This window comes from Thermobifida sp. (assembly GCF_017577275.1).
Taxonomy (GTDB): domain Bacteria; phylum Actinomycetota; class Actinomycetes; order Streptosporangiales; family Streptosporangiaceae; genus Thermobifida; species Thermobifida fusca.
Window position 1 is genome coordinate 233262 of the sequence record NZ_PITY01000023.1, and the last position, 18361, is coordinate 251622.

At 67.9% G+C, this 18361-nt stretch carries 16 protein-coding genes and 1 rRNA gene; 5 read left to right on the plus strand and 12 right to left on the minus strand.

What is annotated here, in order from left to right; genetic code table 11:
• Positions 1 to 33: 33 nt before the first annotated feature.
• Together CW348_RS12090 and CW348_RS12095 are read right to left on the minus strand one after the other, a co-directional pair.
• Complete coding sequence (locus CW348_RS12090) at positions 34 to 1266, minus strand: M20 family metallopeptidase (RefSeq protein WP_011292987.1); 1233 nt, start codon at positions 1264 to 1266, stop codon at positions 34 to 36.
• Positions 1253 to 2452 (minus strand): glutamate--cysteine ligase, encoded by a 1200-nt coding sequence (locus CW348_RS12095; protein ID WP_011292988.1) that lies wholly within the window; start codon positions 2450 to 2452, stop codon positions 1253 to 1255. The genes CW348_RS12090 and CW348_RS12095 overlap by 14 nt, the downstream gene beginning before the upstream one ends.
• Before the next feature lie 643 nt (positions 2453 to 3095).
• Between CW348_RS12095 and CW348_RS12100 the strand changes: the two genes are divergently transcribed.
• Complete coding sequence (locus CW348_RS12100) at positions 3096 to 4247, plus strand: galactokinase (RefSeq protein ID WP_016189208.1); 1152 nt, start codon at positions 3096 to 3098, stop codon at positions 4245 to 4247.
• A 108-nt stretch (positions 4248 to 4355) separates the two neighbouring features.
• Positions 4356 to 5570, plus strand: a complete 1215-nt coding sequence (locus CW348_RS12105) for an LCP family protein (protein WP_104612878.1) — start codon at positions 4356 to 4358, stop codon at positions 5568 to 5570.
• Positions 5571 to 5870: 300 nt separating this feature from the next.
• On the opposite strand, the gene CW348_RS12110 is transcribed toward CW348_RS12105, so the two are convergent.
• Complete coding sequence (locus tag CW348_RS12110; protein ID WP_287463774.1) at positions 5871 to 7091, minus strand: NADP-dependent isocitrate dehydrogenase; 1221 nt, start codon at positions 7089 to 7091, stop codon at positions 5871 to 5873.
• Positions 7092 to 7310: 219 nt separating this feature from the next.
• On the minus strand, positions 7311 to 7640 hold the full coding sequence (locus tag CW348_RS12115; protein ID WP_049755069.1) for a DUF3017 domain-containing protein: 330 nt from the start codon (positions 7638 to 7640) through the stop codon (positions 7311 to 7313).
• 519 nt (positions 7641 to 8159) lie between these two features.
• Between CW348_RS12115 and CW348_RS12120 the strand changes: the two genes are divergently transcribed.
• A complete protein-coding gene (locus CW348_RS12120) occupies positions 8160 to 8765 on the plus strand; it encodes an FHA domain-containing protein (RefSeq protein ID WP_016189212.1) in 606 nt (201 codons plus the stop codon).
• A gap of 47 nt (positions 8766 to 8812) precedes the next feature.
• Here CW348_RS12120 and CW348_RS12125 read toward each other — a convergent pair whose 3' ends face one another.
• The 3 genes from CW348_RS12125 to purN are packed head-to-tail and all read right to left on the minus strand — an operon-like array spanning position 8813 to position 11920.
• Positions 8813 to 9664 carry a bifunctional methylenetetrahydrofolate dehydrogenase/methenyltetrahydrofolate cyclohydrolase gene (locus tag CW348_RS12125; RefSeq protein WP_011292994.1) on the minus strand — a complete coding sequence of 284 codons (852 nt, stop codon included), beginning with the start codon at positions 9662 to 9664 and terminating at the stop codon, positions 8813 to 8815.
• A 58-nt stretch (positions 9665 to 9722) separates the two neighbouring features.
• Positions 9723 to 11291 (minus strand): bifunctional phosphoribosylaminoimidazolecarboxamide formyltransferase/IMP cyclohydrolase, encoded by a 1569-nt coding sequence (purH, locus tag CW348_RS12130; protein WP_011292995.1) that lies wholly within the window; start codon positions 11289 to 11291, stop codon positions 9723 to 9725.
• Complete coding sequence (gene purN, locus CW348_RS12135; RefSeq protein ID WP_081430453.1) at positions 11288 to 11920, minus strand: phosphoribosylglycinamide formyltransferase; 633 nt, start codon at positions 11918 to 11920, stop codon at positions 11288 to 11290. The genes purH and purN overlap by 4 nt, the downstream gene beginning before the upstream one ends.
• 275 nt (positions 11921 to 12195) lie before the next feature.
• On the opposite strand from purN, the gene CW348_RS12140 reads away from it, so the two are divergent.
• The gene (locus tag CW348_RS12140; protein WP_011292997.1) at positions 12196 to 12624 is read left to right on the plus strand and encodes a hypothetical protein; all 429 of its coding nucleotides are present in this window, start codon (positions 12196 to 12198) and stop codon (positions 12622 to 12624) included.
• Here the strand turns inward: CW348_RS12140 and CW348_RS12145 are convergent.
• The 4 genes from CW348_RS12145 to CW348_RS12160 form a co-directional block, all read right to left on the minus strand.
• Positions 12621 to 13994 (minus strand): DUF6350 family protein, encoded by a 1374-nt coding sequence (locus CW348_RS12145; protein ID WP_016189215.1) that lies wholly within the window; start codon positions 13992 to 13994, stop codon positions 12621 to 12623. The two genes, CW348_RS12140 and CW348_RS12145, sit on opposite strands and share 4 nt — an antisense overlap.
• Positions 13995 to 14256: 262 nt before the next feature.
• Entirely contained in the window at positions 14257 to 15135 is an 879-nt protein-coding gene (gene sucD, locus CW348_RS12150; RefSeq protein WP_011292999.1) for a succinate--CoA ligase subunit alpha, read from the minus strand.
• Between the two features lie 20 nt (positions 15136 to 15155).
• Positions 15156 to 16337 (minus strand): ADP-forming succinate--CoA ligase subunit beta, encoded by a 1182-nt coding sequence (sucC, locus tag CW348_RS12155; RefSeq protein ID WP_016189216.1) that lies wholly within the window; start codon positions 16335 to 16337, stop codon positions 15156 to 15158.
• Between the two features lie 289 nt (positions 16338 to 16626).
• Positions 16627 to 17421 (minus strand): TSUP family transporter, encoded by a 795-nt coding sequence (locus CW348_RS12160; RefSeq protein ID WP_016189217.1) that lies wholly within the window; start codon positions 17419 to 17421, stop codon positions 16627 to 16629.
• A gap of 181 nt (positions 17422 to 17602) precedes the next feature.
• On the opposite strand from CW348_RS12160, the gene CW348_RS12165 reads away from it, so the two are divergent.
• Complete coding sequence (locus CW348_RS12165; protein WP_011293002.1) at positions 17603 to 17881, plus strand: hypothetical protein; 279 nt, start codon at positions 17603 to 17605, stop codon at positions 17879 to 17881.
• 356 nt (positions 17882 to 18237) lie between these two features.
• Here CW348_RS12165 and rrf read toward each other — a convergent pair.
• Positions 18238 to 18353: ribosomal RNA gene (gene rrf, locus CW348_RS12170) — 5S ribosomal RNA — on the minus strand.
• Positions 18354 to 18361: the final 8 nt, after the last annotated feature.

Genomic DNA, 18361 nt, shown 5'->3' on the forward strand with positions numbered 1-18361 from the left:
ACCCTGGCATACTGCGGCGCGCGTCCTCCCTGGTCAGTCCGCTTCAGCGGTGTCGTCCAGGCCGCCGCGCTGCTCGGCGCGGAGCGCGGCCAACGCGGTGGCGACCATGAACCGTGTCCCCACCCCGATCGCGGTCTCGTCCACGTCGAACGTGCCGCGATGCAAGTCGAGCATGGGACGGTCGGAATTCCCCCAGTGGGTGCCGAGCCGCGCATACGCGCCCGGCGTGGTCTCCAAATACCAGGCGAAGTCCTCGCCGCCCAGGCTCTGCGGAGTGGCTGCCACCGCCTGCTCGCCCAGCACCTGCACGCAGGCAGCGCGGAAGATCTCCACGCTGTTCGGCTCATTGATGGTGGGCGGCACGCCTCTGCGGTAGTCCAGTTCGGCCTGCACACCGTAGGCGGCGACCACCGAGTCCAGCAGTTCCTTCACCACATCGGGGGCGGCATGCCAGGCCTCGTCGTCCAGGCAGCGCAGCGTCCCCTCCACCACCCCGTCGTCGGGGATAGCGTTGGGCGCGGAGCCGGCGCTGATCCGCCCCCATACCAGGCTGAGCCCGGCTCGGGGGTCCACCCGCCGCGACAGGGCGGCGGGCAGCTCAGTGACGATCTTGCTGAGGGCGTAGACCAGGTCTGCGGTCAAATGAGGCCGGGCGGTGTGCCCGCCAGGCCCGGACAGCCGCACCAGCACCTGGTCGCAGGCCGCGGTAATCGGCCCCGACCGGAGCCCCACCTGCCCCACGGGAAGCCGCGGGTCGCAGTGGAGCGCGAAAATCCGGTCGACCCCTTCCAAACCGCCCGCGTTGATCACTTCGCGGGCCCCTCCCGGCAGTTCCTCGGCCGGCTGGAAAAGCAGCCGGACCCGGCCGGGCAGCGCACCGGCCCGCTCCTGCTGGGCGAGGAACAGGCCGGCGGCCAGCACGATCGTGGTGTGCACGTCGTGTCCGCAGGCGTGTGCCACGCCCGGGACAGTAGACCGGTAGGGAACGTCCTTCTCGTCGTTGAGGGGCAGCGCGTCAATGTCGGCACGCAGTGCCACCGTCGGACCCTCACCGGTACCGATATCGCAGATCAACCCGGTGCCCTGGGGGAGACGCAACGGTTTGAGCCCGGCGTCGATGAGCCGCTCCTCGATCCGCTGCGTCGTGCGGTGCTCCGCAAAAGCGAGCTCGGGATGCCGGTGAAGGTCGCGGCGGAACTCGACAAACTCCCGTTCCCGGTGCGCCAGGAACACGGCCAACTGTTCGCGCAGGTCACGCCCCTGCATGCGAGGGACCCCCATTTCTCGATGGATCTGTTCGACCATGGCTCGACCCGACCGCGGGTGCCCCAGCCCGGAACTCTTTGACCAGCGCGTCGACTACGTCCTTGAGGACGCCTCCCTGCCGGATAATGGCCCGCTGGCGTTCGTAGGATGCGCCGTAGTGGAGAATCTCCGCGACCACGTCGAGGTCTTCGGCACACCCCAGGCGCTCAGCGATCGGCCGTAGTTCATGGAGCAGTTCGTACAGGTCGTCGCGCAGGGGGACGGTGCTCCCGCGCTCATCGATGATGATCCGGGCGTCCAACCCGTACCGGGTGGCTCGCCACTTGTTGTCGGTGACTACCCAACTCGACGGACTGGGCAGCCGGTATCCCCGATCGAGCTGCTGCTCGAACAACTGCACCAGGCTCTGCGACAGCGCGGCGGCCATGCCCACCTCGCGCACCGTGGGGATTCCGTCGAACATCCGGATCTCGACCGTGCCGAACTCCGGATGCGGCCGGATGTCCCACCACACTTCTTTGATGCTGGTGATGGTGCCTGCCCGCAGCAGCGTGTCCATGTACTCCTCGAACGCCCCCCAGTGCGCGAGCCGCGGCGGCGGCCCCGCCGTAGGCAGCGCACCGAAGACGATGGAACGGCTGGAAGCCAGTCCGGTGTCGTGCCCGCTCCAGAACGGGCTGGACGCGGTCAACGCGAGAAAATGCGGCAGGTAGCGGGAGAGCGCATTGACGATGGGGATGACCTTGTCGCGGTCGGTCACCCCCACGTGGACATGGACCCCGAAGGTGAGGATGCGCCGGGCCAGCCACTGCATCTGTTCGATCAGTTCGCTGTAGCGCTGACTCGGGGCGAACTCTTGGTCCCGCCAGTCGTCGATCGGGTGGGTGCCGGCGCACGCCAGTTCGATTCCGCGGCCGTCCGCGGCCTGCGTGAGCCGTGCGACCGTGGCTGAGAGGTCTTCCTTGACTTCGTCCACGGTCTCGCAGATGCCGGTCACCACCTCGATCGTGCTCTGCATCAGCTCATGGCGCAGCGGGGGGTTGCTTTCGGCGCCACTGAGCTCCGGGAGTTCTTCCAGGAGTTTCTGGGCGTCCTGGCGCAGGTGGCCGCTGTCGCGGTCCACCAGTTGCAGTTCCCACTCCACTCCGAGGGTGGCCCGCTTCGAGGGGTTGAATTCAATGGTCATGTCCGCCCTCCGCGCTGTTCGGCAGGAAACCGCTCCGGGTGCACGGCGCATCGGACATCGGGGTCGATGCCCTGTGCGCAGCGCATAGCCGTTTCGCTCCCTGTTGCTCGCCGACGCGTGTGGCGGACCGCGAGGGACCGGATCGCGGGGTCAGCGAAACGCCGTTTCCTCCTCGACGGCGAGAAAACGCGGGAATCGCACCGGGCTCGCGGAAAAGCGGCGGAGCGTGCTCTAAGGCCGTGCCGCCCCGTTCCGTTTGGGTTGCCGTCGCCGGGCCGCTCCGGTCGGGACTCAGTCCGCGGTGACGGCACTCGGGTGCAGCCGGTCGCTGCCGAACACTGCAACGCGTCGCCTCCCACCACGCTACCGAAAGAACCCGGAAACCGCTCGGAAGTGACCAACACGTAATGCCTCCGTCACACTCCAGCAGCGTGTTCCACCACACACGCCGCTTCTGTCCCTACCCAGGCGGCACGGCCCTCCCCCGCGTAGACCGGGCGCTCTCTTCCCGCTCCTACAGTGAACAACGACGCCCCCGCCCACAGCCCCGCGATGAGCTGCGGGTCTGTGGTCTGCGCCGCACCGAGTCACCGGGGAGGACGACACTGTGAAGCTGTTGAGGTCCGACCGAAAACCAATTCCGGTGGATGCTTCCACGGTCGCGGCATCCCGGGCCGCAGACCGGGCGGAAACCGCGTTCCGCGCCGCCTACGGCCGCGCCCCGGCCGGCGTGTGGTGGTCCCCCGCCACACTCCCCCTCCTCGGCGACTATGCGGGCGGCCACGACGCACGAGTGCTGTCGGTCGCCCTCCCGTGGGGAGTCGCGGCCGCGCTCGCCCCCGCCCCAGCGCCCGCCGTGGACATCCGCACTACCCGGTCCCCCAACCGTGCCGTGCGCTTCACCGCCCCGCGCCTCCCCCGCCGGCTCCCCGACTGGGCGGCAGCACTGCCCGCGGTCCTCACCGCAGCAGCGCACCAGGGACGCGGGCTGCAGATCATGCTCGACCTCGGCCCGTTCGACGCTGCCCCGGCTCTCACCGCCGCCTACGCGGTGCTGCTCGCCGCCACCGAACTCCACCAGGGGGCGGACGCCGCAGCAGATAGGTCCGCGCTAGCCCGCACCGCGCGGGAGCTCCTCGCCGACCACCTCGTCCCGGATGCCGCCGAGGCCATCCCCGACACCGCGCTGCGCGCCACCGCCGACCACGCGTTCCTTGCCGACTTCTGGACGGGCCGCGGCCGCCTGCTACCGCTGCCCCTTGCCCAAGCGGGACTGCGGCTCCTCGTCGTGGACGCCGGGACCGGACCGCTACCGAAACGGACCCTCGCCCAGCGGCGGGAGGAATGCGCGCGGGCCGCCCGAGCCCTCGGCGTGTCCTCGCTGCGCGAAGTCTCCGACCTCGCCGCTGCCCTGGCCCGCATCGACGACGCGGCGCTGCGGCACCGCATCAGGCACGCGGTCGCGGAAACCCACCGGGTCAACGCGGTCGTGGGCCTGCTGCGCGCAGGCTCCGCCGCGGAGATCGGTCCCGCGCTCAACGCGGGGCACCTGTCGCTGCGGGACGCCTTCGCCACGGTCTGCCCCAGGCTGGACACTGCGGCGGACACCGCCGTCCGCAAAGGTGCACGGGGCGCCCGCATGGCCGGTTCTGGCCACCGCGCGGCCGCTCTCGTCCCCGCCGAACGGGTCGACGCGGTGCGTGCGGGCATCCACGCCGCTTTCACCGCGCGCCGCTGGTCTGCGCCGCTGCTGGGGGTCGCCGACCCCGCCCCCGGCGCGCACCGGCTGCGCTGAATCCGGACATCAACCCGCACGCCGCCGCATTGAACCCACATAGCATGTGGCACGTCCAAAAGGACAACGACCAGGCGAACCGCCGTCAACGAAAAGGCGAGCGACACGATGGCTGACAGACCCCACCCCTACGACCGCGCCCCCGGCGGATCGTCGGGAAGCCACGACCGGACCGGCGTGTTCCGACGCAACCCCGACGGTGGCCTCCCCGACCGGATCGACAGCCTCTACCGGCCGGAACCCGCGGCGCGCTCCGCATCGGACGCTGCCGCGACCCGACGGCTCTCCCGGACCAGCGGCACCCCGCCCCGCCGCCCCACCCCCCGCAGCCGGGGCCGGGACAGCGGCGGATGGGAACGCCGAGAGCGCGAACGCCGGGCCCGGCGCCGCAAGAAAGCGGCGGTGCTCGTCCTGGTGCTGCTCCTCCTGCTTCCCACAGTCGGCTACCTGTGGGCGAACTCCCGCCTGAACCGCGTGGCAGCCCTGGTCCCCTACGAGGGCCGCCCCGACGACCAGCCGGGCACCACCTACCTCATCGTCGGATCCGACAGCCGAGAAGGCCTCAGCGACGAGGACATGGAGGCGTTGCGGACCGGCAAAGCCGAGGGGAAGCGCACCGACACGATCATGGTGCTCTACGTGCCCACCGAAGGCCGGCCCGCCATCATCAGCGTGCCCCGCGACTCTTACGTGGAGGTCCCCGGCATCGGAGCCAACAAGATCAACGCCGCCTACGCGGAGGCGCTCGGCGGCGGCCCCGCCACCCTGGTGCGCACCTTCGAACAGGCCAGCGGGGTGCGGATCGACCACTACGTGGAGATCGGATTCGCGGGTTTCGTCGACATCGTCGACGCCGTGGGCGGGGTAGAGTTGTGCCCGGAAGAAGCGATGGAAGACCCCAAGGCCGGCTTGGACATCGAAGCGGGCTGCCAGGTGATGGACGGCCCCACCGCCCTGGGCTATGTGCGGACCCGGGCAACCCCCCGCGCCGACTTGGACCGCATCCAACGCCAGCGCGAGTTCTTCAGTGCCCTCATCCAACAAGCCACCGCCCCCAGCACCCTGTTCAACCCGTTCCGGTCGATTCCGCTGGTCCTCAGCGGCACGTCGACGTTCAGCGTGGACGAAGGCGACAGCCTGATGGACTTGGCGTGGCTGGCGCTGGCCATGCGCGACTCTCCCGCGACTACGGCGGTCCCGGTCGGCTCCACCCCGACACTGGACGTCGGCTCGGTAGTGCTGTGGGACGAGGCCCGCGCCGAAGAGATGTTCGCTGCCATGCGGGAAGGCCGGCCGATCCCCGAGTCGGCGATGCAGGACTGACCCCGGTCCGCAGTGGACGTGACCAGTAGGGAGGCCCCGCGCGTGCTCGCTGCGGGGCCTCCCTGGTGACGCTCCTCGTCGCGTGCCTACCCCCCAGCGGCAACGCGACGGGCCACGTCGCTTTCGGAAAGAAAGTCCGTATTCTGTGGTGCTCGTGTCTTCCACCCTAGGGGCGGCCAGGTAAAACGCGCTGGGGGGTTCTCACCAAGAGTGCGCAAACCACTGCGCGGCCGCTCCGGGCGTCGCGCCGTGGCACCGGGCCGCCGAACAGGCGAGCCCCGGTGCCACGCGCCACACAGATCAGGCCGCCAGGCGCTTCTGCAGGTTCTCGTCGAGCACGGCGAGGAACTGCTCGGTGGTCAGCCACTCCTGGTCGGGGCCGATCAGGACCGCCAGGTCCTTGGTCATCTGGCCGCTCTCCACGGTCTTGATGACCACGTCCTCCAGGGTGCGGGCGAACTCGATGACCGCGGGGGTGTTGTCGAGCTTGCCCCGGTGCTCCAGGCCCCGCGTCCACGCGAAGATCGACGCGATCGGGTTGGTGGAGGTGGGCTTGCCCTGCTGGTGCTGCCGGTAGTGGCGGGTGACCGTACCGTGCGCGGCCTCGGCCTCCACGACCCGGCCGTCGGAGGTGCGCAGCACCGAAGTCATCAGACCCAGCGAACCGAAGCCCTGCGCGACCGTGTCCGACTGCACGTCACCGTCGTAGTTCTTGCAGGCCCACACGTAGCCGCCCTCCCACTTGAGCGCGGCGGCCACCATGTCGTCGATCAGCCGGTGCTCGTAGGTCAGCCCGGCCTTCTCGAACTTCTCCTTGAACTCGTTCTCGTAGATCTCCGCGAACACGTCCTTGAACATGCCGTCGTAGGCCTTGAGGATCGTGTTCTTGGTGGACAGGTAGACCGGGTAGTTGCGGTCGAGACCGTAATTGAAGCAGGCCCGCGCGAAGTCCTCGATGGACTTGCGGAAGTTGTACATGCCGAGCGCAACACCGCCGCCCTCGGGGAACTTGGCGACCTCCATCTCGAGGGGCTCGCCGCCGTTCTCCGGGGTGTAGGTGATGGTCACGGTACCAGGACCGGGCACCTTGAAGTCGCTGGCCTTGTACTGGTCGCCGTGGGCGTGCCGGCCGATGATGATCGGCTTGGTCCAGCCCGGGACCAGGCGAGGCACGTTAGAGCAGATGATCGGCTCGCGGAAGACCACACCGCCGAGAATGTTCCGGATCGTGCCGTTGGGCGACCGCCACATCTTCTTCAGCCCGAACTCTTCAACCCGAGCCTCGTCCGGGGTGATGGTCGCGCACTTGACGCCGACACCGTACTTCTTGATGGCGTGGGCCGCGTCGATCGTCACCTGGTCCTCGGTGCGGTCGCGCTCCTCAATACCCAGGTCGTAGTACTTGAGGTCGATGTCGAGATACGGCAGGATCAGCCGCTCCTTGATGAAGGACCAGATGATCCGGGTCATCTCGTCGCCGTCGAGCTCTACTACGGGGTTCTCAACCTTGATCTTGGCCATGGCTCGTGGCTGTCCCTTTCGTATGGCGTGTGGCCGGACCGCGAACGCGGCACCGTCTGAGGTTTCCTGGTCCGCGGCTCATGGATCGCCGCAAGAACGTCCCGGTCAGCGCGCTTCCAGGCCCGCCCGGAAGGCTGCTCCTCCCCGGGGACGCTCCGATCAGTCATACACGACGCTGTGCGGTATCTCGATATCAAGCTTATTAGTCGCGGACATATGTCATAGCTGCGGGGCTACCCAGGCCAAAACAATGAGAAGCACCGCCAAGGTGACGAACGTGACCACGTCCACCCAGCGGCTGCGCACCGCCAGCATGCCCACCCGTTCAGTAGGCAGGACAGCCCGCAGCACCGCACCCAGCAGCAGAGAACCGGCGATAATCGCGGGCCCCCGTTTGAAGTGGGCTGCAGCGACCACGACGATGCCCGCGCTCATCGTGGCGAGAACCAGCAGATAGGGCACCTGGTTCAACCAGCCTGGCCCGCTATCCGCGGCCGTCCCTGGCCCCTCCGGGTCAACCGGCTCATTCTCCCCTGTGGGCTGTGGCATGTCCGACCGCTCCGCTGTCGCCGCCTCCACCGTTTCCTGGCTCACCGCACACCTCACGCTCGCGCATACCTGCCCCGGGGACCGGCCGAGGCGACAGGGCCCGCCGCGGCGCAACGGGTTCGCACACGCCCGAGCTGACGCACTCTGTGGGAGCGCCCTACGCCGCCTGCCGACAGCCCATGCTGCTGTCGGCCACACGTGGCCCCAATTCTATTGACCGCCACGGTCACGGCCGGGTGGAGAATCGGGCTCGTCGAAAACTGGGGAATCGTGACCTGATTACCAGAAAAACGCTGGAGACACCCCACCTCACCGCCTTACTGGCGGGTAAGGGCATAGAAATCCTACCTCGCGGGTAACCAGACAGGAGATGAGTGCCACGGGCGAGCGAGGACAAAAACCCCTATGAATCCCACTCAATCGACGGCATCCCGCCGTGCCGCGGTCGGCACGGCAGCCCCCGCTACCCCCCGTCGCAACCATCCACACCGGTCGCGCTCCACAACAGGAGGAACAGCCGTGGACGGCCCCCACATACGGGTCGAGGAGACCGGCGAGATCCACCCCCTCACCGCGGAAGTGACGACAGTCGGACGCGGCAGGGGTGTCGACATCATCCTCTCCGACCCGAGTGTCTCGCAACTGCACGCGGAGATCGTCCGCCGCGGCCCGTACGTGTACGTCGTCGACATGGGTCTGTCCCGCAACGGTACCCGTGTCAACGGCCGCCCCATCGCCCAGCGGGTTCTCCGTGAAGGCGACGTCATCAGCTTCGGCGCTGCTCGGTGCAGAGTCGGCGGACTGCCGGAAGAAGACCTCCGCCCCGAGGTGGAACTGCGCCGGGGCGGCACCCCCGAACTCACCCGCCGCGAGATCGACGTCCTGACCTCACTGTGCCGCCCCGCCCTGTCCGACGACGCCTTCGTTGCCCCCGCGACCGCCCGGCAGATCGCGGAGGACCTCGTGGTCACCGAAGCGGCGGTCAAACAGCACCTGCTCCGCCTCTACCAGAAGTTCCGCATCGCGGAGGGGGTCAACCGCCGCACCCGGCTGGCCAACGAGGTGGTGGCGTTGGGACTGATCCGCCCCACACCGCCCTCCGAACGGCAGCGTCAGGCAAGCTGACCGTCCGGTGGGAGGTCCGACCCACGTCGGGCCTCCCACCGACCGGTTCAGGACAGCGACCGCTCCGCCGCTTCCACCACGTTCGTCAACAGCATGGCGCGGGTCATCGGCCCCACCCCGCCCGGGTTGGGGGACAGGTACCCGGCGACCTCGGCCACGTCCGGAGCCACGTCACCGACCAGGCCCTTCTCCGTGCGGGTGACCCCCACGTCCAGCACGACGGCCCCCGGGCTCACCATGTCCTTGGTGATCAGCCCCGGCACCCCGGCCGCGGCCACCACGATGTCGGCGCGGCGCGTGTGCGCCGCCAGGTCACGGGTCCCGGTGTGGCACAGCGTCACCGTCGCGTTCTCTGAGCGGCGGGTGAGCAGCAGCCCCAGGGGACGGCCCACCGTCACCCCGCGGCCGACCACGACCACTTCGGCGCCCCGGAGCGACACCCCGTAGCGGTTCAGCAGCTCCACGATGCCGCGCGGCGTACACGGCAGCGGAGCCTCCTCCATGAGCACCAGCTTGCCCAGGTTGGAAGGGTGGAGCCCGTCCGCGTCCTTGGCCGGGTCGATCTTCTCCAGCACCCGGTTCTCGTCCAGCCCGCGAGGGAGCGGAAGCTGCACGATGAAACCGGTGCACGCCGGGTCAGCGTTGAGCTCCGCCACCGCGGCTTCCACATCGGCCTGCGTCGCATCCGCCGGCAAGTCCTTGCGGATGCTGGCGATACCGACCTCAGCGCAGTCGCGGTGCTTCCCCCGCACATAGGCGTGGCTTCCCGGATCGTCGCCCACCAGGATCGTGCCGAGGCCCGGCACCACCCCGCGGGCGCGCAGCGCGGCCACCCGCTCCTTCAGTTCCTCCCGGATCGCCGCAGCGGTCGCCTTCCCATCCAGTACCTGTGCTGTCACCGTCATGCCTCTCTACTCGGCGAGACCGCGCAAGCCTCGCGACCAACGCTGTGCCGGATCAGTGGAAGAAGTGCCGGGTTCCGGTGAAGTACAAGGTCACCCCGGCACGCTCGGCAGCGGCGATGACTTCGTCGTCCCGCACCGAACCTCCCGGCTGCACGATCGCCCGCACGCCTGCCTCGGCCAGCACTTCCAGTCCGTCAGGGAAGGGGAAGAACGCGTCACTCGCGGCTACGGAGCCCTTCACCCGCTCCCCGGCGCGTGTCACCGCGAGGCGAGCCGAGTCCACCCGGTTCACCTGGCCCATGCCCACGCCCACCGTGGCCCGGTCGGCAGCCAGCAGGATCGCGTTGGATTTCACGGCCCGCACCGCACGCCACGCGAAGGCCAGATCGGCCAGGGTCGCCTCATCCGCGGCTGGTCCGGCCCGCAACTGCCACTGCGCAGGATCATCCCCGGGCGCGTCGACCAGGTCGGCGTCCTGCATCAGCAGCCCGCCGCTGATCTGCCGCATCTCCCGCCGGGCCCCGCGGTCCGGCTCCGCCACCTCCAGCAGGCGGATGTTCTTCTTGCGCGTGAGGATCTCCACGGCCTCAGGGCTGAACCCGGGCGCCACGACAACCTCGGTGAACACCTCGGCGACCTGCGCGGCCATGGCCTCGTCAACAACGCGGTTAGCGGCGATCACCCCACCAAACGCCGACACCGGATCGCAGGCGTGCGCCTTGCGATGTGCTTCGGCGATATTTTCTCCTACAGCGATCCCGCACGGGTTGGCATGTTTGATAATCGCCACGCACGGCTCAGTGAAGTCGTAGGCGGCGCGCAGGGCAGCGTCGCTGTCCACGTAGTTGTTGTACGACATCTCCTTGCCGTGCAACTGCCGCGCCCCGGCCAGGCCCTCGCCGCTGGCGCTCGCCGGCCGGTACAGTGCTGCGCTCTGGTGGGGGTTCTCGCCGTAGCGCAGCGTCGTCTGCCGCTGGTAGGTGACAGCCGTGAACTCGGGCCACCCCGAGTCCTTCGCCACCTCGTCGGGGGCGTAGGCCTCGGCGAACCATGCCGCTACGGCAGCGTCGTAGCTCGCCGTGTGCGCGAAAGCCGCCGCCGCCAACCGCTTGCGCTCCTCCAGGGTGAACCCGCCGCTGCGCACCGCTTTCAGGACGTCGCCGTAGCGGGCCGGGTCCACGACCACCGCGACACTCGCGTGGTTCTTTGCCGCGGCCCGCACCATCGCCGGACCGCCGATGTCGATCTTCTCGATGCACTCCTCAGGGGAAGCGCCGGACGCAACCGTGTCCGCGAAAGGGTAGAGGTTGACCACGACCAGGTCGAACGGCGCGATGTCGAGTTCGGCGAGCTGCGCCCGGTGCTCGGCCTTGGTCCGGTCAGCGAGCAGTCCCGCGTGCACCTTCGGGTGCAGGGTCTTCACCCGGCCTTCGAAACACTCGGGAAAACCGGTGACGGATTCCACCGGGGTGACTGCGACCCCGGCTGCGGTCAGCCGGGCAGCAGTGGAACCGGTGGAGACGATCTCCACCCCTGCTTCAGCGAGGCCGCGTCCTAGCTCCTCGACCCCGGTCTTGTCGTACACGCTGATCAACGCACGCCGAATGGCCTGCTGTGTCACCGGTTCTCCTCTGTCACGTCCCGGCTGGGCGCACCGCCCAGCTTCACCTGTCGATCGTTGAGGGTCCATCCGTGGCGGGCGAGCCGGCCGACGACGTCCACGAGCATGCGGCGCTCAACCGTTTTGATCCGCTCGTGCAGCGTGGCGACGTCATCGCCTTCCTCCACCCGCACCACGGCTTGTTCGATCACCGGACCGGTATCCACGCCTTCGTCCACAAAGTGCACGGTCGCTCCGGTGACTTTGACCCCGTAGTCCAGCGCGTCGCGTACCGCGTGCGCTCCCGGGAACGCGGGGAGCAGCGCCGGATGGGTGTTGATGACCGTGTTCTCCTGGAGAACCTCACGGCCAAGAATGCGCATGAATCCGGCGGAGACGACCAGGTCCGGTGAGAACTCCGCAAGACGTGCGGCAAGCACGCGATTCCATTCGCTCCGATCCGAATACTCGGAAAAAGGAACTATGAAAGTGGGCACGCCCGCTTCTTGAGCGCGGACTAAACCGGCAGCCTCACGATCAGATCCGACCGCAACGATCGTCGCACCGTAGTCCGGATCGGCAGCCGCCTCGAGTAAGGCCGCCATGTTGCTTCCCGTGCCCGAGATGAGAACGACTACTCGCGCCGACAGTGTGCTTCCTCCCCTGGGTGGACGGTTCGAGGACTTCTGCCCGGCCCCGGGCACGGCACGACCACACGCTGTCCGGGGGTATACCGCTGCCCTGTGGCCGACAAGGCAGCGCAGAGTGAGCAACTCGTGCAGAAGCCAGCCTATCCCGCCGCCCGGTACCGCTTGCGACGCCGGGTCCTGGCAGGAGCCGCGGAGCGGATCATTCCGGTCCGGCCGACCCGGTAGCGTCTAAGGAGACGCTAGTCCACACATGCCCCCACCGGTGAGGAGACCTAGTGAACAGTGAGCCGTCGACGCCGCAGCCTGGAAGACCCGAGATCACCGTGGAACGCGGTGGCCTGTGGGGGCTCATGTTCTCGTTCGCCGGCCTCCTCCTGCTCCCCTACAGCGCAGTGCTCTCCGTGCTCGGCATCGTCCAAGGGGCCCGGGCCCGCAAGAAGGCGAAAAGCCGCGGCACGCAGGCACCGGGTTCGCTGGCCAGCATCATCGTCGGCATCGTCGGAATCCTCTGGGCGCTCGTGATCTCCGCAGCTCTGGCGGTGTTCTCCGACGAACTCCGGGCGTACAGCGAATGCACTGCCCGCGCGCACACGGTCAGCGCCCAGGAGAAGTGCGACGACGCCTACTTCGAAGCGATCAGTGAGCGCTTCCCCGACCAGCCGTGGGTGCGGGAGCTCTTGGAGAGCGGCCGGGCCCAGCCTTAATCCGTTTCCCGGTCGAAGCCGGTGTCGGCCTCGTAGGTGATGCCGTACAGCTCGTCTGCGTCGTCGTCCCGGAACCGCCGCCGTAGGCTGCGCCACTGCGGGCGGGGCAGCCGCAGCGTGCGAGACGCGGCTTCCCGGTCCTCCTCGCCCTTCCTTGCCGGGGTGCTGGCCGGCCGGGCAGTCTCGACTCCGTCGAACGTGTCTCGGAGCTGCCGCCAGTTGACCACCCACGCGGCGATCGCTGCGCTCACCCCGACTTCCAATGCGACAACCACCCCCACCTGCCAGGGGGAGGAGCCGATCTCCGCCAACCGGTCCGCTCCCAAGGGGCCGCGGGCCAGTGCGCTCAGCCCGCCCCACACCACTCCGGTGCCGATCCCGCAGATGAATCCCCACAACGGTGCAGCCTCGTTGACCGGTACCGGCGCGCCGTGCAAGCTCCGCCAGCCTCCCACTGCCCCGGCGGCAAACGGGGCCAGCAGAGTCACCAGGGACAGGGCCGGGGCGGGACCGTTGTCGGGGAGGGCAGCCAGCATCGGGAGCTCCGGCAGCGGCCCCAGGGCCACGCCGGTGGGCGCGACCACTGTGTCTGCCCCGAACGCGAACCCCGGGCCTGCCGCGTAGGCGACCCCGAAGATGACCGCGTTCGGCAGGTACAGCAACTGGATGACGAACAGCAGCACGCCGCCGACCACCCCGGGGGCTAGCCCGCGGGTAGTCTCGACCGCTTCGGGGAACCCTGCGGCAAGACCGGAGAAGAACAGCGCAGCCCCGGTTGCTGCGAGCACTGCGGAAGCGCTGAACAGCCCGGAGACGACGGCGCGGAGCCGTAACGGCAGGAATGCGAGCACCCCCCGCCACGGGATACGGCGCTCTTTGAGGAGCTGCCGCAGCGCTCCCAGCCCTCCAGCGAGGAACGCGAGGAGGAAACCGGTGACGAGCGCTTGGAGCATGCTGGGCTGGACCGTGTCGTCCCGCCCGATGAGCGCGAGCGTGCCGGCGATCGCCGCATACGGGCTGGCGAGGGCCAGCGCTGCCTGGGCGGCGTGCCGGAGGCGGACCAGTCCGCAGGCGCGGACAAGCCGGCTTCCCGAGTGGTACAGCAGCAGCCCGGGGAGCACGAGCAAGCCAATGGGGAACAGCCCCATCCGCCCATCCGGGGTGACGAGTTCGACGTGGTGGCCGACAAGCCACATGCGGACCGCGATCCGGAACACGTCAACGATGTCGTCACCGAACGTGGTCGGCGGGGCAGCGATCCAGCCGACGAGGGTGAGGGTGGTGAGCATAGCCAGGCCGATCGCGGCAGCCGACGCCGCGCCGACCCCACCCGACGCGTACAGCGGACGCGCCTGCGCGCTGGCGCCCACGGGACGGGACGTTGCGGGACGGCTCCCCGGGCGGTGGGGTCTTCTGCCTGGGCGACCGCCGCCAGCCGGTTGACGACGTTTCGACGTTCTTGGAGGCACGCTCACGCTTCCATGCTCCCAGCCGCCGCGGTTTTAGGAACCTATTTCCGCCTGGCGTGTCGGAAGTCGCCAAAAAATCCCAAATGTGGTAAGGCGCGCTCCGGAGAACAGAACGGAGGGCCCGCCCCTCCGCGGGAGCAGGCCCTCCGACACGCGTAGCGTGTTAGAACAGGGAACGCACCAGCTTCGCGGCCTCGCTCGGCGTCTTACCGACCTTGACGCCCACGGCTTCCAAGGCTTCCTTCTTCGCCGCAGCGGTACCAGAAGAACCGGAGACGATAGCGCCGGCGTGCCCCATCGTCTTCCCCTCAGGCGCGGTGAAGCCCGCGATGTAGCCCACGACAGGCTTGGTGACGTGCTTCTTGATGTATTCAGCGGCCCGTTCTTCAGCGTCACCGCCGATCTCACCGATCATCACGATGACGTCGGTGTCCGGGTCGGCTTCGAACGCGGCGAGCGCGTCGATGTGCGTGGTGCCGATGATCGGGTCACCGCCGATACCCACGCAGGTGGAGAAGCCAATGTCCCGCAGCTCGTACATCATCTGGTAGGTGAGCGTGCCGGACTTGGACACCAGGCCGATACGGCCCGGCTTGGTGATGTCGGCGGGGATGATGCCGGCGTTGGACTGCCCGGGGGTGATGAGGCCGGGGCAGTTCGGGCCGATGATGCGGGTCTTGTTGCCCTTGCTGCACGCGTGGGCCCAGAAGGTGGCGGTGTCGTGCACCGGGATGCCTTCGGTGATGACGACCGCGAGGCCGATCTCCGCGTCGATCGCTTCGATCACCGCGTCCTTGGCGAACTTCGGCGGCACGAAGATGACGGTGACGTCAGCACCGGTGGCCTTCATGCCTTCGGCTACCGAGCCGAAGACCGGTACCTGGGTGCCGTCGAAGTCCACCACCTGGCCGGCCTTGCGCGGGTTGACACCACCGACGATGTTGGTGCCCGCGGCAAGCATGCGACGGGTGTGCTTGGTGCCCTCGGAGCCGGTCATGCCCTGGACGAGGACCTTGCTGTCCTTGGTGAGGAAGATAGCCATGTCTTGAAATCCCCCCGCGCTTACTTCGCGGCCAGTTCGGCGGCTAGTGCGGCAGCGCCGTCCATGGTGTCCACCTGGCGGACCGCTGGGTGGTTACGTTCGTTGAGGATCGAGCGACCGAGTTCGGCGTTGTTACCGTCCAGGCGCACCACCAGCGGCTTGGTCACATCCTCGCCCCGGGATTCCAGCAGTTCGAGCGCCTGCACGATACCGTTGGCGACCGCGTCGCACGCGGTGATACCACCGAAGACGTTCACGAAGACGCTCTTGACCGCGGGGTCGCTCAGGATGATCTCCAGGCCGTTGGCCATGACCTCGGCGGAGGCGCCACCGCCGATGTCGAGGAAGTTGGCGGGCTTGACGCCGCCGTGCTGCTCACCGGCGTAGGCGACCACGTCCAGCGTGGACATGACGAGTCCGGCGCCGTTACCGATGATGCCGACCTCACCGTCGAGCTTGACGTAGTTGAGGCCCTTCTCCTTGGCCTTGACTTCCAGCGGGTCGCCTTCCGCGGCGGAGGCTAGCGACTCCAGGTCCTGCCGGAACTCGGCGTTGTCGTCCAGGGTGACCTTGCCGTCAAGGGCGACCACCCGGCCGTCCTTGGTGAGGATGAGCGGGTTGACCTCGACCAGCGTGGCGTCTTTCTCCACGAAGACTTTCCACAGCTTGGTGATGACGTCGACGGCGCCCTGGGCAGCAGCCTCGGGCAGTTTGCCTTGGGCAACGATGTCGGCCGCGACGTCAGCCGGAGCCCCCTTGAGCGGGCTGATGGGGACCTTCGCTACGGCGTCGGGGTTGGTTGCCGCAACCTCCTCGATCTCCATACCGCCCTCGGCAGAGCAGATGGAGAGGAAGGAACGGTTCGCCCGGTCCAGCAGGAAGGAGAAGTAGTACTCCTCCGCGATGTCGCTGGCCTCTTCAACGAGGACCCGGTGGACGGTGTGGCCCTTGATGTCCATGCCGAGAATCTGCTTGGCCTTAGCGACTGCGTCGTCGGGGCCGTCGGCCACCTTGACACCGCCCGCCTTGCCTCGGCCTCCGGTCTTGACCTGAGCTTTAACCACGACGCGGGGCTTGCCCGCCGCCGCGAACTCTTCGGCGATGGCACGCACCTCCTCGGGCGTGCTCGCCACCTTTCCTTGGGGTACCGGAACCCCATATTCCGCGAAGAGTGCCTTCGCCTGGTATTCGAACAGGTCCACGAGGGTCCGTCCTTGTGACTCGCTGGCTGGGTTTCTGCGGAGGTCATTCACACAACGTGGGAACCATCTGCGGGGTGTGCCACGTTGGAAAGATGCTTGTTTAAGCCATCCGCACCATGCGGAAGCTTATCCAGCCCGACTTTCCGCAACAGACACCGGGTTCCCGATGACCGGTCCCATGACCTCGTGAAACTGGTTGTTTGTCCGTTATTCCCCACACTGAGTCGATAACCCATGTGACGGGTTACACAAGCTTCACAGGGACCGTGTCACGCTCTGTCATGCTCCTTCACCCTGTGCCCGAGGGGACCGCGGATGCGACGAACTGGTCGTAGCCGAGCCGCAGCACGAGGAGCACGACGACGACCAGGAGGACAGCCCGCACGAAGCCGGTACCGCGGCGCAGCACCATGCGGGCGCCCACCTGCGCCCCGGCGATGTTGCACACCGCCAAGCCCAGCCCGATCAGCCACATCACGTCACCATTGAGGGCGAAGACGATGATCGCGCCGAGGTTGGTGGCCGTGTTGATGATTTTGGCGGACGCCGAGGCAGTGACGAAGTCCATGCCGATGATCGACGTCAGCGCGATGATCAGGAACGTGCCGGTGCCCGGCCCGATGAGGCCGTCGTAGCATCCGATCACTAGGCCCGTGATGAGGACCGCGGCTACGACCCGGGCAGGGGTGCGCAGCCGTGGTTGGGCGACCCGTCCCATCGCGGGGCGCAGCACCACGAAGACAGCGACAGCGAGCAGCACCGCCATGATGATGGGGCGCAGGGTCGCGGAGGACACTGCTCCGGCAAGCGCGGCCCCGCTTCCCGCTCCGAGGAGGGCGAGTCCGGCTGCGGACCACACCACGTGGGGTTCGGATTTGACCCCGCGAGCGTAGGTGATGGCGGCGGAGCAGGTACCGAAGATCGCTGTCAGTTTGTTGGTTCCGAGCACTGCGGCCACCGGTGTGGTGGGGAAGGCGACGAGCAGTGCGGGAAGCATCAGCAGGCCACCGCCGCCCACGACAGCGTCGACCCATCCGGCGGCGACCGCTGCGGCCATGAGCAGCGCGATGATCTCGACGTCCACGCCTACCGATCCGAAAGAACGACGTGCCGCGGCGGAACGTCCCGATACGGGCTACCTGTAGTCACAAGTCCAAGAGCCTATCTCTTTGCCGTTTTCTGCCCTGCACCATCCCCGCCCGTCGCGATGCGGGGGAGTCTGTCCCGCAGAGCGCGGAAAGCCCCAGATCGGGTAGTGGGAGGTCATGGGTGAGGACTTGGAGAGGTTGGACACGGACGAGTTGCGGGAACGGGCAGTGGAGCTCGCCCGGAAGCGGTGGGATGTCAGCTACCTGTGGAAGCTGGTGGAGCATATTCCTAGTGCGGAGGCCCTTGCCGGACGCCCAGCGGCAGGACAGGCCGGGGTGCACACCGTGTCGGCGTTGTTCAGCCAACTGATCGCAGAATTCGAAGGGGACCACCAGCTCCGTGAGGCACTGCGTCCGCTCTACTTGGACTACCTGCGCCAGCATCAAGGCACTTAACCACCGGATCCAGTAGTGTGCCTCTCCCGGGCGAGAGAGGGTATTCGCTCCTTCCGCAGCGGCACAGGCAGGGATCGCTGCATCTCCGCTCTACCCCGCGGCAACCGTGACGACGGGACCGTGCAGGATTCTCGCCTTGAAGAGGCCATGCAGTGAATTCATCCCTCTTCCCGCTCTTCTTCACCACGGTTTTTCCTGGCCATTTCCCCGACACAGGGGTGGGGGCACCCTCGCCCAGGAAAAGGCATAAAAATAGGCCCCTGCGCGAGGGGCCTTAATTCAGAGAAAACGAAAAGGAGAGAGGCAGGAAAGAGGACCAAAGCCTCACATCTACTCCCTCTCCTTTTTGCGTGTGTGTACGGCGGTGTCCTACTCTCCCACCCCACCACAGGGCAGTACCATCGGCGCTGGGCGGCTTAACGACCGGGTTCGGAATGGGACCGGGTGGACCCCGCCCGCTATGACCGCCGTAACCCTCAC

Coding starts and splice junctions, on each gene's coding strand:
- CW348_RS12095 (WP_011292988.1), bottom strand. CDS start 2,452: ATGACCATTGAATTCAACCCCTCGAAGCGGGCCACCCTCGGAGTGGAG.
- CW348_RS12110 (WP_287463774.1), bottom strand. CDS start 7,091: ATGGCCAAGATCAAGGTTGAGAACCCCGTAGTAGAGCTCGACGGCGAC.
- CW348_RS12090 (WP_011292987.1), bottom strand. CDS start 1,266: ATGCAGGGGCGTGACCTGCGCGAACAGTTGGCCGTGTTCCTGGCGCAC.
- CW348_RS12105 (WP_104612878.1), top strand. CDS start 4,356: ATGGCTGACAGACCCCACCCCTACGACCGCGCCCCCGGCGGATCGTCG.
- CW348_RS12165 (WP_011293002.1), top strand. CDS start 17,603: ATGGGTGAGGACTTGGAGAGGTTGGACACGGACGAGTTGCGGGAACGG.
- sucD (WP_011292999.1), bottom strand. CDS start 15,135: ATGGCTATCTTCCTCACCAAGGACAGCAAGGTCCTCGTCCAGGGCATG.
- CW348_RS12115 (WP_049755069.1), bottom strand. CDS start 7,640: ATGCCACAGCCCACAGGGGAGAATGAGCCGGTTGACCCGGAGGGGCCA.